At 43.4% G+C, this 15,947-nt stretch carries 14 protein-coding genes; 9 read left to right on the top strand and 5 right to left on the bottom strand.

Going from position 1 to position 15,947, the window contains the following annotated elements; translation table 11 throughout:
* The first annotated feature begins 118 nt into the window (after positions 1-118).
* From CLV51_RS12830 to CLV51_RS12800, 7 genes are all read left to right on the top strand, one after another.
* Positions 119-691, top strand: coding sequence for an RNA polymerase sigma-70 factor (locus CLV51_RS12830; RefSeq protein WP_106528818.1), 573 nt, complete (start codon positions 119-121; stop codon positions 689-691).
* A gap of 88 nt (positions 692-779) precedes the next feature.
* Positions 780-1,859: a FecR family protein gene (locus CLV51_RS12825; RefSeq protein ID WP_106528424.1), complete on the top strand. Its 1,080-nt coding sequence runs from the start codon at positions 780-782 to the stop codon at positions 1,857-1,859.
* 224 nt (positions 1,860-2,083) lie between these two features.
* Positions 2,084-5,350, top strand: a complete 3,267-nt coding sequence (locus tag CLV51_RS12820; protein WP_158266998.1) for a TonB-dependent receptor — start codon at positions 2,084-2,086, stop codon at positions 5,348-5,350.
* A 16-nt stretch (positions 5,351-5,366) separates the two neighbouring features.
* Positions 5,367-6,851, top strand: a complete 1,485-nt coding sequence (locus CLV51_RS12815; protein WP_106528422.1) for a RagB/SusD family nutrient uptake outer membrane protein — start codon at positions 5,367-5,369, stop codon at positions 6,849-6,851.
* Between the two features lie 19 nt (positions 6,852-6,870).
* A complete protein-coding gene (locus CLV51_RS12810; protein ID WP_106528421.1) occupies positions 6,871-8,196 on the top strand; it encodes a glucoamylase family protein in 1,326 nt (441 codons plus the stop codon).
* Between the two features lie 6 nt (positions 8,197-8,202).
* Positions 8,203-9,960: a family 43 glycosylhydrolase gene (locus CLV51_RS12805; protein WP_106528420.1), complete on the top strand. Its 1,758-nt coding sequence runs from the start codon at positions 8,203-8,205 to the stop codon at positions 9,958-9,960.
* Between the two features lie 67 nt (positions 9,961-10,027).
* Positions 10,028-10,735 (top strand): DUF6882 domain-containing protein, encoded by a 708-nt coding sequence (locus tag CLV51_RS12800; RefSeq protein WP_106528419.1) that lies wholly within the window; start codon positions 10,028-10,030, stop codon positions 10,733-10,735.
* Positions 10,736-10,869: 134 nt separating this feature from the next.
* Here the strand turns inward: CLV51_RS12800 and CLV51_RS29145 are convergent, their stop codons facing one another.
* The 4 genes from CLV51_RS29145 to CLV51_RS12795 all read right to left on the bottom strand — a co-directional run bounded on the left by CLV51_RS29145 (position 10,870) and on the right by CLV51_RS12795 (position 12,674).
* Positions 10,870-11,043 (bottom strand): hypothetical protein, encoded by a 174-nt coding sequence (locus CLV51_RS29145; RefSeq protein WP_158266997.1) that lies wholly within the window; start codon positions 11,041-11,043, stop codon positions 10,870-10,872.
* A gap of 297 nt (positions 11,044-11,340) precedes the next feature.
* Positions 11,341-11,508 (bottom strand): hypothetical protein, encoded by a 168-nt coding sequence (locus CLV51_RS29140; protein WP_158266996.1) that lies wholly within the window; start codon positions 11,506-11,508, stop codon positions 11,341-11,343.
* A 255-nt stretch (positions 11,509-11,763) separates the two neighbouring features.
* Entirely contained in the window at positions 11,764-11,937 is a 174-nt protein-coding gene (locus tag CLV51_RS29135) for a hypothetical protein (RefSeq protein WP_158266995.1), read from the bottom strand.
* Between the two features lie 257 nt (positions 11,938-12,194).
* The gene (locus CLV51_RS12795) at positions 12,195-12,674 is read right to left on the bottom strand and encodes a SecDF P1 head subdomain-containing protein (RefSeq protein WP_106528418.1); all 480 of its coding nucleotides are present in this window, start codon (positions 12,672-12,674) and stop codon (positions 12,195-12,197) included.
* Positions 12,675-12,849: 175 nt separating this feature from the next.
* Here CLV51_RS12795 and CLV51_RS12790 point away from each other — a divergent pair, with 175 nt between their 5' ends.
* On the top strand, positions 12,850-13,221 hold the full coding sequence (locus tag CLV51_RS12790; protein WP_211301987.1) for a hypothetical protein: 372 nt from the start codon (positions 12,850-12,852) through the stop codon (positions 13,219-13,221).
* Positions 13,222-13,263: 42 nt separating this feature from the next.
* On the opposite strand, the gene CLV51_RS12785 is transcribed toward CLV51_RS12790, so the two are convergent.
* Positions 13,264-14,247 (bottom strand): GlxA family transcriptional regulator, encoded by a 984-nt coding sequence (locus CLV51_RS12785; protein WP_106528417.1) that lies wholly within the window; start codon positions 14,245-14,247, stop codon positions 13,264-13,266.
* Positions 14,248-14,491: 244 nt separating this feature from the next.
* Between CLV51_RS12785 and CLV51_RS12780 the strand changes: the two genes are divergently transcribed.
* Positions 14,492-15,718, top strand: coding sequence for a thioredoxin family protein (locus CLV51_RS12780; RefSeq protein ID WP_106528416.1), 1,227 nt, complete (start codon positions 14,492-14,494; stop codon positions 15,716-15,718).
* The last annotated feature ends 229 nt before the right edge of the window (positions 15,719-15,947 follow it).

Below are 15,947 nucleotides of genomic sequence, written 5' to 3'. Positions count from 1 at the left end.
TCACCTGATAAAACAACGAGATGAAAAATCAATACGCCCGCTCCGTCAAACAACCTTCGGCTTTGACGGCTCATATTGATTTTTGATTTATCTTGGCAGGGAAAGCAGCCAACATCTGATGTTCCACGTCTCTCACATACAGGAATTGCAACGCCGTATTACCTTGTACGATGATGAAGCAGCATACAAAGAACTGTTCATCCATTTCTACAATCCATTACTACAGTTTGCCAATTCATTTGTACGCTCCAACCAGGTAGCGGAGGAAGTGGTATCTGATGTTTTCATCAATATCTGGGAGATGCGCCGGCGGCTGCCTGAAATAGCTCATCTTAAAGTGTATCTGTATGTCAGTACAAAAAATCTCTCCCTGAAATATTTACTTAAACAACAAAAAAAAGCAGCCATTTCCATCGACGAGGTAGTTGTGGACATAGAAAGTCCTGATTATAATCCCGAAGAACTCATAGTAAATGCTGAACTGATAGCCTCCTATGAAAAGGCGGTCAGCTCACTGCCGCCACGTTGCAAGCTCATTTTTAAGCTTATAAAGGAAGATGGCCTGAAGTACAAGGAGATCGCAGAAATATTAAATATCTCCGTTAAAACAATAGATAGCCAGCTGTCCATTGCGCTGGCAAAGATTGCCCGGGCCATTAATACCACCCTGAAAAAGCCTGTCCGCTTATAATCCGGCTGCCTCCATAATTTTTTTTATTTTCTTTTAGTAGATTTTAAAAGAAACGGGATCCTTATAGCAGAGCATCCTTTTTCACGTTATGACAACCAGGCGCATATGGGAACTTATAGGGAGAAAACTATCCGGCGAGGCATCTGCAGCAGAATTGCAGGAGCTGGAGCAGTTACTGCAATCCCATCCCGAACTTCATTCTCCGGCCAATACACTCACCGATATCTGGCAAAAAACGTTGCCTCCTCAGCAGGAAGATAATGCCGCTGCTGCCCATGAAAGGCATATCCTCCGGATGCAGGAAAAAGGTATCCCGATAGGTGATATGAACAAAGAGGTACCTGGCAAACTGGTAGCCATAAAAGGTCCTTTACGCCGGTATTTATGGGCTGCAGCAGCGGTAGCCGGCATTATTGTAACCATATCATTATGGCGCGCTGTTACGGTACGCAAAGCAGTGCCCGCCGCACTCAGTGAGGTAGCCACCCGCAACGGCTCCCGCACAAGTCTGGTGCTACCCGATGGTACACGGGTATGGCTAAACGGAGGCAGTAAACTCATTTATGATAAACAATTCAGCAATGGCAACAGGGCCGTTACCCTTATCGGGGAAGCTTTTTTTGATGTGGTAAAACAGGCCAGTCATCCATTCGTTATCCACACCGCTACTATGGATATCCGGGTGCTGGGCACGAGATTCAACGTGAGATCATATCCGGATGATAAAACAACAGAAGCAGCATTGATATCGGGCAGCATTGAAGCGATACCGAAAAACAGAACGGTAGCAAGCGTTATTCTGAAGCCCAATGAAAAGATTGTAGTACTAAATGAAGTAGCCGCTATTCCAACTGCTGCGCGCAATGCCAATACCGCAACGGCTGTCATTATTCAGCCTGTCAGCCATTATGCAGCCAAAGAAAACGCGATCACGGAAACCTCCTGGCTGGATCATAAACTGGTATTTAAAGATGAGTCCTTTGCAGAACTGGCGCAACATATGGAACGGTTCTACGGCGTTACCATTCATTTTACAGATAAACAAAAAGAAGAACTGCGGTTTACCGGAATCTTTGCACATGAAACCGTGCAACAGGCATTAAATGCCTTAAAAATGACCGCCGCTTTCCATTATTCCATGCACGACAATGACATTACTATCAACTAATAAATCCTCCGTTATGAAAAAACGTATTTACAACAGCTCATAAAACAGGGAATATAAAAAACGGGAAATGCGCCAACATTTCCCGAAGAAGCGAAAAGGAAATTTTGCTTACAATCAAAAGCAGCAAAGCTTCCATTACTATCACATCTATATTTAAATGTATGAAAAAATCGCTAATCTTTAGGGATCGGAATTTTTATGCCCTGAAAAAAGCTCTTTTAATTATGAAACTCACCGCGTTATTACTACTCGTGTGTTTTCTCCAGGTATCTGCTACACTGAAAGGTCAGGCTACCATTACCCTGAAACTGAAGAAGGTGGAGATTGCGCATGTACTGAGCAGTATTGAACAACAGGGTAATTACCGGTTTCTGTACAATAATGCGTTAACAGAAATCCGTAAAAAAGTAAATGTAAATGTCACCAATTCCAGTATTGAGGAATTGATGAATACCATATTAACCGGCACTACCCTCCGGTATAAGTTAACAGAAAATAACCTGGTAGTGATCATGTCTGATGCCCCGCAGATACAGGATATAAAGATCACGGGAAAAGTTACCAGCAATAAAGGCGGACAGCCACTTCCGGGCGTTACCATCAGCATCAAAGGTAGTTCCCACGGAACTGTTACAAATAACGATGGTAACTATACCCTCACCGCTCCTGAAAACAGTACGCTGGTTGTTACTTTCATCGGCTTTGCCAGCCAGGAAGTTCCTGTTAACAACAGAGCCGTGATAGATATAACCATGTCAGAAACAGTGAACCAGGTAGAAGAAGTAGTGGTAGTGGGATATTGCATGCAACGTAAGGTAGATATCACTGGTGCTATTGCCCAGGTAAAAGGAGAAGAAATTTCCAAACAGCCCGTACCCAATGCAGTAAGCGGTTTGCAAGGCAAAGTAGCCGGTGTGCAGATCATCAACAGCGGAAAACCAGGTGCTTCCCCCGGTATAAAAATAAGAGGAACCGGCACCATATATGGCAGCCCTAATCCACTCTATGTAGTAGATGGTGTCTGGTACGACGATATCAGCTTCTTAAATCCGGCGGATATTGAAAATATGAGCATCCTCAAAGACGCTTCCAGCGAAGCTATTTACGGTATCCGCGCGGCTAACGGCGTGGTGCTGATCACTACCAAAAAAGGGAAAGCAGGTAAGCCAGTGGTCAACTACAACGGATTTGTAGGCATACAACGGGTGACCAACAAAGTGAAAATGGCCAATGCCCATGAATATGCTATCCTGGTGAATGAACTCAACAAACAAAACGGGCAGACCACCGATGTTTTAAATCCGAATGATTTTGGCCAGGGCACCAACTGGTATAATGAAGCGCTGCGGAATGCCCTCGTTACCAACCACCAGGTATCAGTAAGTGGTGGCTCAGAAAAATCTACCTATAACTTTTCAGTAGGGTATCTCAAACAGGAAGGGATCGTAAAAACCAACGACTTTTCCCGCTTTACTGCCCGTTTGCAAAATGACTTCCAGGTATTTGAACCGTTAAGAATTGGTTATACAGTTACCGCCTCTGTGTATAGTTCCAATGATATACCAGAGTTTATTTTTACGCAGCTATATAACTCTGCTCCTGTAGTGCCGGTGCACAATGCAGACGGCTCGTATGGAGATCCCGGCAAATACAACCTGGGCGACGGTCCTGCTAACAACCCACAGGCAACACTGGATTTTTACAACCAGACTACCAAAAGACATGTGGTTACCGGTAGCGTATATGCTGATCTGCGTTTTGCCAAACACTTTACCTTTCATACCAGCGCAGGCGGAGAATATGGTGATAGTATCATCAGAAACTATACGCCTGTGTATGCAGCCACCATTAAACAACGGAACGATATCAGTGTGCTGATGCGCACCAACACAGACCGTCAGAGCTGGATTGTAGAAAACACCCTCACTTATGACAACAAATTCGGAGATCACAGTCTGCGGGTATTAGCCGGACAGTCTGCACAACAATACAAATTCTACAAACTGATTGCTTCTGCACAAAACGTTCCTAACAACAGCGAAGGAGATCATTACCTGAGACTGGGTAATACAGACGGACGCGAGGTAAAAGATGAAGGAGATCTGTATACAGTGTCTTCTTATTTTAGCCGCGTTAACTATGCATACAAAAACAAATACCTGTTAACCGCCTCCATGCGCGCAGACGGATCATCCAAATTCTACGGTAATCAGCGCTGGGGTTATTTCCCATCCGTTGGGGTGGGTTGGGTGATCAGTGAAGAACCTTTCCTGAAAAATACCCGCATATTTGATAACCTTAAACTGCGCGGTAGCTGGGGTAAAATAGGCAATGCTTCTGTACCTTCCAATCTGTCCGTTTTAAGAGTAGCGCAGGATCCTTATCTCACCGCTATTTTGGGTGGCAATGTTAATACCGGTGCCAGCATCAATTCTATTGTAGCTCCGGTTACCTATTGGGAAAGGGCTGCAGGAACAGACATCGGACTGGAAGCCAGCGTACTGAATAACAGGTTGTATGTAGAAGCAGGCTATTACAATAAGAGAACAGAGCTGGCTATCTTTGATGTACCCTTTCCGGGATCTGTAGGCACAAAGTCCAGCACTATCATCACCAACCAGGCCAATTTTCAAAACCGTGGTATGGAGTTCAGCGTGAACTGGAAAGACGGGATCGGAAAAAAATCATTCAGCTATGCTATTGGTGCTAACCTCGGCATCAATAACAACAAGGTGCTGTCTGTTGAAACCGGCGGCAATCCTATCTATGGTGGTGGCAATGCAGCTACAGGCGGTGCACTGGGTACCCGCACAATAGTTGGTCAGCCTATAGGCCAGTTCTTCGGTTACCAGGTAGATGGAATTTTTCAAACAGATGCAGAAGCTGCGGCCTCCGCACAACCCAACGCAAAAGCGGGTGACTTCAAATACCGCGATGTTAGCGGCTCCCATGGCAAACCGGATGGTAAGATAGATTTCAACGACCGTGTGCCGCTGGGTAATCCTAATCCGAAATATACTTATGGCATCAATACTTACTTCACGTACAAAGACTTTGATCTGACCCTCGATTTCCAGGGAGTAGCCGGCGTAGATGTATATAATGCCAACCTTGGACTGCGGTATGGCAATGAAAATTTTACCAAAGATTTTTATGATAAGAGATGGCATGGGGAAGGCACTTCCAACAGCTATCCTTCTGCTATTATTGGTGGCAGACAAAATTATCTCCCCAACTCCTTCTTCGTAGAAAGCGGCAGTTACTTCAGGATCAGGACCATGCAATTGGGTTATAGCCTGCCAGCAATGGTTACAGACCGGTGGAAAATGAAAAAACTGCGCGTATACCTGAATGCGCAAAATGCTTTCAACTTTTTTAAGTACAGAGGGTTCTCTCCTGAAATAGGCGGCACACCAAACAATGTGGGTATCGACAATAATGTTTATCCACTGTATGCCACTTATAATTTCGGTGTAAATGTCACCTTTTAACTAAACGACTACGATCATGAAAAATACTGATAAACTTTATATAAAGCGTATAGCCGGTTACGTTATACCGGTCATTTTCACCGTTACCGCCGGTTGCAGCAAAAGCTTTCTGGACGTCCCCCCACAGGGACAACAACCCAGCGAACAATTCTGGCAATCACAAGCTGATGCCACCAAAGCAGTGAATGCCATGTATGCCAATTTACGGGAATGGAAACAGGTAGCTTTTGCCTCCATTGCTATTGAGAGCCTGGGGTCTGATGATACCGAAAAAGGTAGTACTCCCTCCGATGCCAGCTTCCTCACCAATTTCGATAATTTCAGCGCCTCTCCTACAGAAGGACAGATACTGGATTTCTGGCAGGGCCAGTACCAGGAGATCAATTTCTGTAACCAGGTATTGGATAATATTCCGGCTATTACCATGGATGATGCACTGAAAGCACGTTACCTCGCAGAAGCCAAATTTGTAAGGGCCTACGCGTATTTCAGACTGGTAAGGGCTTTTGGAGATGTTCCACTAAGATTACATTTAGCGAAAAATGCAGGAGAATATAATCTTGCCAGAACACCAAAAGCGGAGGTATGGGCAGCCATTGAAAAAGACCTGACAGAAGCCGCAGCAGGATTGCCGCAGAGCTATGGCCCCGCTGATATCGGAAGGGCCACAAAGGGCGCTGCACTATCGTTACACGCCAAGGTAGCCATGTACCAGAAAAAGTGGACAGACGTACTCACTTACACCAATACGGTGATGACAATGGGTTATAGCCTGTTTGCGAACTACGAACAACTGTTCCGCATTCCAAACGAAAACGCTCCCGAATCCATTTTCGAAATTCAGGCGCAGCTGATTCCCGGTAATAAGGATGCTTCCAACTCACAGTATTCGCAGATACAGGGTGTGAAAGACGCTATTGGCGGCGGCTGGGGATTTAATACCCCCACTAAAGATTTGGCCAATGCTTATGAAGCCGGCGATCCACGCCGCGATGCCACCATTATTTTTCGTGGTGAAATAACACCGGAAGGCGATACTATTTCCAAAATAGGCGTTAACCCGATGTTTAATCAGAAGTCGTATGTTCCTTTCAAATTGTACGTATCAGGTTATAACGAAGGAGCTGGTCAGAACATCCGCGTGATCCGTTATGCAGAAGTATTACTGATGAATGCGGAAGCCGCCAATGAAACAGGCAATTCAGGACTGGCACTCTCTTCTTTAAATGCCGTGCGGGCACGCGCCAGGAACGGCAATCCGGGAATACTGCCGGATGTAACCATCACGGATCAATCGGGATTACGGCAGGCTATCTGGCATGAAAGAAGAGTGGAACTGGCCATGGAAAACGATCGCTATTTTGATGTAATCCGTCAGGGCAGAGCAGCGGAAATATTCAAACCGCTTGGATTTGTAGCCGGTAAAAATGAAGTATGGCCTATCCCGCAAAACGAAATTGATATCAGCGCAGGTAAGCTGATACAGAATACGGGATATTGATGATTATAAACAATACGCGATGAAATTTTTCAATTATATATGCTTGCTTTGCGCACTTGCATTCAATGTGCAGGCGCAGGTAAAACAAAAAAAAGCGGGGAATCATCAGCATCTTTCAGATACTGCATTGCTGGAACTGGTGCAACAACAGACCTTCCGTTATTTCTGGGATTTTGGCCATCCTGTTTCCGGGATGGCCAGGGAACGCAGTAACAAAGCCTTTGATTACGGTGATGAAGTGGTAACTACCGGCGGAACAGGTTTTGGTGTAATGGCGATGGTAGTAGCCGCAGAACGCGGCTGGATTACGCGTGATGAAGCCCTGACACGCCTGCTGAAGATGATCAGTTTTTTACAGAAAGCAGATAACTATCATGGTATTTTCCCTCACTGGCTGAATGGCAGCACCGGTAAAACGATTCCTTTCAGTCGCAAGGATGATGGCGGCGATCTCGTAGAAACCGCCTTTCTCTTCCAGGGATTGTTAACCGTGCGCCAATACTTTAACCATGATACGCCGCGGGAAAATGAACTGCGTAATAAGATCAACCGGACCTGGAACGAAGCAGAATGGGACTGGTATACCCGCGATGGCCGCAACGTGCTGTACTGGCACTGGAGCCCCAACAACGGCTGGAGTATGAACCACGAAATAAGAGGATGGAACGAATGCCTGATTACGTATGTACTCGCTGCATCATCTCCTGACCATTCCATCAAACCGGAAGTGTATCACCAGGGCTGGACCAGCAGCCCCTATTTCCGCAATGACCGCGAGTTCTATGGCATACACCTCCCGCTTGGATTTGATTATGGTGGCCCGCTCTTTTTTTCGCACTACTCATTTCTCGGACTTGATCCACGCGGACTGAAAGACCGCTACGCTGATTACTGGGAACAGAATAAAAATCATACGCTGATCAACCGGGAACATTGCGTACGGAATCCCAAAGGCTTTAAAGGGTATGGTGCCGATTGCTGGGGGCTTACTGCCAGTGATACTTACGATGGTTACAATGCACAGTCGCCGGAAAACGACTTTGGTACCATTACGCCTACGGCAGCTTTGTCGGCCTTTCCTTACACACCTGAATATTCTATGCAGGCGCTGAAGTATTTTTATTATAAGCTGGGCAACAAAATATGGAGCCAATATGGTTTTACAGATGCCTTCAATGAAACCCGGCAATGGTACGCATCTTCACACCTTGCCATTGACCAGGGCCCTATCATTGTGATGATAGAAAATTATCGCAGCGGTTTATTGTGGAAACTATTTATGAGCTGCCCTGAAATACAAAACGGATTAAAAAAACTGGACTTTACCAGTCCGCAATTAAAGTGACCGGATATGAAATTATTCGCCCTTGTATTTGTAGCGATGTTGTTATGCGGATTATCACACGCGCAAACCACTTACTGCAACCCGGTAAATATTGACTATGGTTATTGCCCCATTCCAAATTTTACGGAATGGGGCAAACACAGGGCCACTGCGGATCCCGTGATTGTAACCTACAAAGGAGATTTTTATCTTTTTTCTACTAACCAGTGGGGATACTGGTGGAGTCATGATCTCAGCAAATGGCATTTTATCTCCAGAAAATTTCTGCAACCCTGGCACCATGTATATGATGAATTATGCGCCCCCGCCGTATGGGTAACAGGCGATACCATGATGGTATTCGGCTCCACCTATACCAGCGATTTTCCTGTCTGGATGAGTACTGATCCCAAAGGCAATCAATGGAAAGTAGCCGTGGATTCCTTTGAGGCAGGTGGTTGGGACCCGGATTTTTTTCAGGACGATGATGGTAATCTCTATCAGTATAATGGCAGCAGCAACAGTTATCCTTTGTATGGTGCGGCCGTGAACCGCAACACCATGCAGCTGAAAGGAGCAAGAAAAGAATTGTACCTGCTCAACGATAAACGTTATGGGTGGCAACGTTTTGGTGAATACATGGATAACACTTTTCTAGATCCTTTTATTGAAGGTGCATGGATGACCAAACATAACGGCAAATACTACCTGCAATACGGCGCACCGGGAACGGAGTTCAGCGGCTATGCGGATGGCGTGGTGGTGAGTGATCATCCACTGGGACCTTTTACGCCGCAGGCACATAATCCTTTTTCCTTCAAGCCGGGAGGCTTTGCCCGGGGAGCAGGCCATGGCAGCACTTTTGAGGATACCAAAGGTAATTGGTGGCATGTGTCTACCATGGTTATATCGGTAAAGAACAGCTTTGAAAGACGAATAGGTTGCTGGCCGGCAGGTTTTGATAAAGATGGTGTTTTGTATTGTAATACTGTCTTTGGTGACTATCCACATTATTTGTCGAGAGGCACCAATACAACCGGCACCTCCTCTTTCACCGATGACACCAAATCTTTTACCGGCTGGATGTTGCTGAACTATAATAAGCCTGTTATGGTTTCTTCCACACTCGGTGGGTATCTCCCTAACAATGCTGTAGATGAAAATATAAAGACTTACTGGAGTGCAGCTACCGGTGACAAGGGAGAATGGATACAAACTGATTTAGGCACCAACAGCACCGTCAACGCAGTACAGATCAATTATGCCGATCAGGATGCTGCTTTTTTAGGGAAACAGCAGGATATCCGGCACCAGTACATATTACGCTATTCCACCGATGGTAAAAAATGGCAGATACTGGTAGATAAAAGTAACAACGACACAGATGTTCCGCATGATTACGTTGAGCTTTCAAAACCTGTGAAAGCAAGGTATATCCGGCTGGAAAACATTCATATGCCAACCGGTAAATTTGCTATCAGTGGCCTGCGTGTATTTGGTAACGGTAACGGGCCTACGCCGGATACGGTTAAAACATTTGTAGTACTTCGTACAGAAAAGGATAAGCGCAGCGCCTGGATAAAATGGCAGCCTGTTGATAATGCTTATGCGTATAATATATATGTGGGCGTTGCTCCGGATAAGCTATACAATTGCATTATGGTACATAATGCCAACGATTATTATTTTAAAGGGATGGATAAAGAACAAGTGTATTATTTTTGCATAGAAGCGATTAATGAAAACGGCGTTTCTGCAAAAACGGCGGTGATGAAGGCAGAATAAGATTAGTTATTTTATCTGCCCGCGCAGATACATTTTTCTCATAAAAAACAATCCACCCATCATCAATATGAACACCTTTAAAAAAACACCGGAACAGGAAGATAACTCAAAGCAGCAGCCAGCCTGCAAATCAAAGCAGGAACTTATTGAGAGATATGGAGGGATAGGACTTGACAAACAAAATGACCTGAGTGATGTAATTGGGGATAACGACTGGAATGTAGAGGTGACCAAAGGGGAAATTAGTTTTGGCGATCACCTCGTATTTCCTATGCAGATAATCGGTACTTTATCTCACACCTCCGGCACTTATCTCTGGGCATGGGCCAACACGCAGTCCGGTTTTCCGGAACACCTCCTCCAACAAGCCCTTCAGCTAAAAAAATATGGTGAGGAAAATCAAATCGACTACCTGACAAACAGGACGTTTAATGCTGAAATCAATGACCTTCATTTTTTAGGTATGGTGGCTTCCGGCATGTTCCGTTCCAGCGCCTATTATGTTGCGGACTATGGACAAGGCGCGTTGCTGGTAACTATCAAGAGTGATTTAATAGACAACATTCATACAGAAAATCATCATAGGATACTAACTGTTTTTCCGCAACTGATTTCATTATTTGAGATGAATCACCAACTTGCATTAAAGCATTATCTGACCGCAAGGGGCTATGAAATTACAGCAGACAGCGACAAATTAGCTGCCACCAAAAACGGGAATAATATCACTGCTGATTTTGACGAACTGTCGCGGCTTACCAGGTTGAACGGATAAACGTATACTGAAAGATGCACAGCCACCAACTCCCAACCCGGTATTGTTAAGTATGAGCAGCTATATAAAAAGTTGCCCCTGGTTATACAACCGGGGGCAACTCAAAAAATTCGATTAACGCTAGTGAATTACAACTAGAAACATACAAACACCCCTGTAGGGCAATTAAATGAACAATTAGTGGGGCACATATGGCCGCAGCTGGAGTTACTGAGTCCAGCAATTGCATTATCATTTTGAATTGTCTTGCTCAGGCTGGCAACTTTAATTTTGCCCAGGCTGAGTTTTTTAGATGTTTCTTTTTTCATACTAGATTTGGTTTAGATAAAAAAATACAAACACTAAGGAATTTAAACCTTTCTTATGGATGCTGAATAGCAGCATTGATCTTTTAAGGAGCATTTAATTTCACTGCGGCTGTCCGGCAGTCCGGATTTCCGGAACACCTGCTCCAACAAGCCATTCAGCTAAAAAATATGGCGGGGAAATCAAACAGACTACCTCACAAACAGCATGTTTAGTATGTAGCAGCTGTATAAAAAATTGTCCCTGGTTATACAACCAGGGACAACTCAAAAAATTCGATTAACGTTAATGAATTACAACTAGAAACACATACGTGCTCCGGTAGGGCAATTAAATGAACAAAAAGTAAGGCAAACATGGTGACTGTTGGAGTTGCTGAGACCTGCATTACCTTGCTGATTTGTGTTGTTCAGGCTGGAAACTTTAATTTTGCCAAGGCTGAGTTTTTTAGATGCTTCTTTTTTCATACTGGATCAGGTTTAGATAAAAAATAAAAATACTAAGGAATTTAATTCTTTCTTATGGATTCTGAATAGCAGCATTGGCCTTTTAAGGAGCATTTAATTTCACTGCGGCAGCCCGGCAGCGTATGCTGCAGGATGCGCAGCAGCTAACTTCCAAACCCGGTATTGTTAAGTATGTAGCAGCTGTATAAAAAGATTGCCCCTGGTTGTACAACCAGGGGCAACTCAAAAAATTCGATTAACGTTAATGAATTACAGCTATAAGCAAATAAACGGCCCTGTAGGGCAATTCTGTGAACAAATAGTAGGGCAAACGTGGTGACAGCTGGAGTTGCTGAGGTTCGCATTTACATTACCTTGTTGACTTGTCTTGTTCAGGCTGGCAACTTTAATTTTGCCAAGGCTGAGTTTTTTAGATGCTTCTTTTTTCATACTGGATCAGGTTTAGATAAAAAAATAAAAACACTAAGGAATTTAATTCTTTCTTACGGATTCTGAATAACAGCATAGGCTTTTTAAGGAGTATTTAATTTCACTGCTGCTATATCGCAATAACGTCTTCAATTATTTTGATTATTTCCGAAAGTCACGCTAATGCTTTTACAAATACATATCAATAACCAAAAAAAAATCATGCGCTCTTCCCTGAACATAAATTGATAAAATGCTGTCTGGTGATATTGCACCAACTAGTGTTTAATTACCTTTGCTGCATCCATCTCTTTCTGCAAAAGTCTTTTGAAATTTTCCGCCTCCGCAGCAGTGGTGGTGCCGGTGATCATTAGCTGCCCACCTTTAATAGGCTCTCTTATTAACGGAGCCGCCAGCAGATGATTATTGATGATCACCGCCATTCTTTTGCCAGTCATGCGGGTAGTTACCTTACTGAGTTTACGGGTGCCGGTGGCATCAAGCACTAAACTTAAGGCTGGTAATTGCTGTGCTTCTATTACAGTAGTTACTTTTTCGATCTGGCTTACGCTGATCACTGGTGCAGGATTTATGTACACTATTTTATTAGAGGCCGAGTCCTTAAAGGCATATGCGCTTTTCTTCACTACCATATAAAGCCCGGAGGGCACCTTCTTTTTAGATTGCGCCATCAGCGAACCTGTGCTCCCTGCAATAATTAAGATGGCTACTAGCAGTCTGTTTGTTATATAACGCATTGTGTTTTGTATTTGAACTATGTTAACAGAGATGCAAATATAATATTCCTTCGTACCAATATTTTTTGCTCCATTATTTGATAATTAGTAAAACAAATTCTATATTGATCATAAATAATCGTAAACGATCATAAATGATCATCTAAAAAAACACTGCAATAAATAAACTGATATCATGGAAAAAAAGATGCTGACTATTTTAATTGCCGGCCCATACCGGTCGGGCACCAATGATGATCCTGTATTAATGGAACAGAATTTAAGGAAACTGGAAGACATGGCTTTGCCTTTATTCAGAGCAGGACATATTCCGGTAATCGGGGAATGGTTTGCCTTGCCACTGTTAAGAGCAGGAGGTTCTACACGTCCGGGTGATGAAGTGTATGAAGAAATCCTATATCCTGTTGCCGGACGTTTAATTACAAAATGCGATGCTGTTTTAAGGATAGCAGGGGCTTCCAAAGGAGCAGATGAGGATGTCAGGATTGCAAAGGAAAGAGGTCTTCCTATTTATTATAAACTGGAAGACCTGTTAGCTGTTGAATAGTGTGATGGATTGGTTACGCGGGCTGCTTTCAGATAAAGTCTTTTATACACTCATCTCTTGTTTATTGTATTTATTCCGATATTCAAGTGGGGTAAGCCCGGTAACTTTTTTGAAAATTACCCTGAATGCTTTGGTGTCGGTATAACCCACATCATAAATTACTTCGTTCACATTTTTACGGCTCGTTTCGAAATCCCTTTTTGCAGCTTCTATTTTTATCCGTTGAATATATTCCATCACGGTGTTACCCGTTGATTTTTTAAATCGCCGCTCAAAACTTCGTCTCCCGATGGCTGACATATCAGACAGTTGCTCAATCGTAAGTTTATCCTGGTAACTTGTTTCAATAAATTCCTGTACCTTTTTTATCGGCTCATCGTTGTGTGTTTTTTGTCCCTGAAAAATAATAAAAGGCGACTGGCTGTCTCTGTCTATTTCTATAGCATATGCTTTTGCCGCGGAAATAGCGATATCTCTGCCTGCAAACTTTTCGATCAGATAAATGATCAGGTTGAGATAAGAGTAGGCGCCGCCACTCGTATAGATTCGATCCTCTTCAGTAATGATCTTATCATCCATCAGGCGTACATCCGGAAACATAGTCCTGAACGTTTCGGCAAATTTCCAGTGGGTAGCACAGGGTCTGCCTTTCAGTAAACCTGTTGCTGCCAGGAAAAAAGCACCGATGCATAAGCTGGCTACTGCCGCCCCTTGCTGGTACTGCGTTACTATCCATGGAATAAATTCCTTATTCAGCGCCGCGGCTGCTGACTGGTCACCATGCAAAGAAGGAATAATGATCAGATCTGTTTTTTTCACCGCTCCGATCAGTGCGTCCGGGTTTATTGTGAATAGTCTGTTTCGTTGACTGGTTTCGCTAGCAAGCCCTACCAGCTGCACATTAAACATTGGCGCTCTCCCCTTTTCAGCCAGAAAAGCATTTACCTCTGAGAGTATCTGATAACTACCCTCAATATTGACTAAGCTGCTATGTCCTAGTGGGACGAGGATGGAAATGTGTTTCATCCCATAAATATAAAATATTTTACGCCGGAATTAATGGCTGAATTGTTATTATATCCCCTTCCAGCTGCCTTTCCCTTGCGATGTTGTATAACGTTATCCTGGGAAATCATAAAAGATATAAGCCAATAAACTTCTCTAGTTCAAAAACTTCTCTTTTATGATGCCCTTCTTCTCTAACTAAACTTACATTAGCAAATAATAACAACATCTACCCTACACTCATCAAAACCAATTTTAAACCATTATGAAAAAAGTATTGCTATGCATGTTACTCCTTCCTATGCTGGCTATAGCGCAGGATAAGGGTATCCATTTTGAACATGGACTCAGCTGGACCGACATACAGGCCAAAGCAAAAGCTGAAAACAAATATATTTTTATAGATTGTTTCACTACCTGGTGTGGTCCGTGCAAATATATGTCGGCCAACATTTTTCCGCTGGAAAACGTAGGCAACTTTATGAACGATAAATACATCAGCGTAAAAGTGCAGATGGACCAGACTGACAAGGATAATGAAGAAGTGAAAAAATGGTATGCCGATGCCAAAGCAATCGAAAAGGACTACAGCGTACGCGCTTATCCTACCTTCCTTATCTTTGGACCAGATGGCCACATTGTAGACCGGCAGGTAGGTGGTGGTGAAGCGGAACAATTTATTGCAAGATGCGCAGATGCACTTGTACCTGCAAAACAATACTACACCCAACTGGAAGAATATAACAAAGGAAAAAAAGATGCACCGTTCCTCCGGGAATTAGCACTGCTGGCCTTATCTAAATATGACGAGAAAAATGCAGCTGCATTTTCCAAATTATATCTCGATCAGCAGAAAGATCTCTACACGGAAGAGAACCTGCAATTTATCGGCAAATTCACCAAAAGCAGTAAGGATGTAGGTTTTGATATGTTCCTCCATCATGCCGATAAAGTAGATAAAGTGCTCGGCGATGGTAAGGCCGAAAATATAGTGATGGAGATTGTAGCACAGGAAGAGGTTTTTCCACAGCTGATGAAGAATGATCAAAGTACTCCTGACTGGGCAGGCATAGAAAAATCCATTAAGGCCAAATATCCTGCACTGGCGGAAGAATTACTGCTGAAAACCAAAGTACAATATTACTCTTACGTGAAAGATGCAGATAATGTAGTTGCTAACATCGTGGCCTATATGAAAAAATACGGGCATAAGGCCGCTCCACAACAACTGAATGAATACGCCTGGACCATCTTCGAAAAATGTAATGACATGCAGTGTATAGAACAAGCACTGGAATGGAGTAAACGCTCTTTCAAAGACGCAGAAATACCTGCTTTCCTTGACACTTACGCCAACCTGCTTTATAAAGCCGGTAAAAAAACAGATGCCCTCGCATGGGAAGAAAAAGCAATGAAACAGGCCGGTGATGAAGAAAAGAAAACTTATGAGGTGACGCTGGAGAAAATGAAGAAAGGAGAAAAATATTGGTAGTAGAAAAATAACTGGTTAGTATAAAAGAAATGGTGTTCAGCTTTTTATCCGGCCACGGATAGAAACTGAACACCATTTCTTTTATGAATTTTATACCTGTATATTGTTATGGGTATTAAATACAGTAAAACAGTTATCTACACCTGTAAAATAATTATTTTCAGTAAAATTCTCAGTAAAACGATTAATGCTTATTCTGAACCTATTAATTAAATCGTTATACATCCGG

The organism is Chitinophaga niastensis (assembly GCF_003014755.1).
Taxonomy (GTDB): Bacteria; Bacteroidota; Bacteroidia; order Chitinophagales; family Chitinophagaceae; genus Chitinophaga; species Chitinophaga niastensis.
Note: the sequence above shows the minus strand (reverse complement) of the source record. Positions and strands in the feature narration are given on the sequence as shown.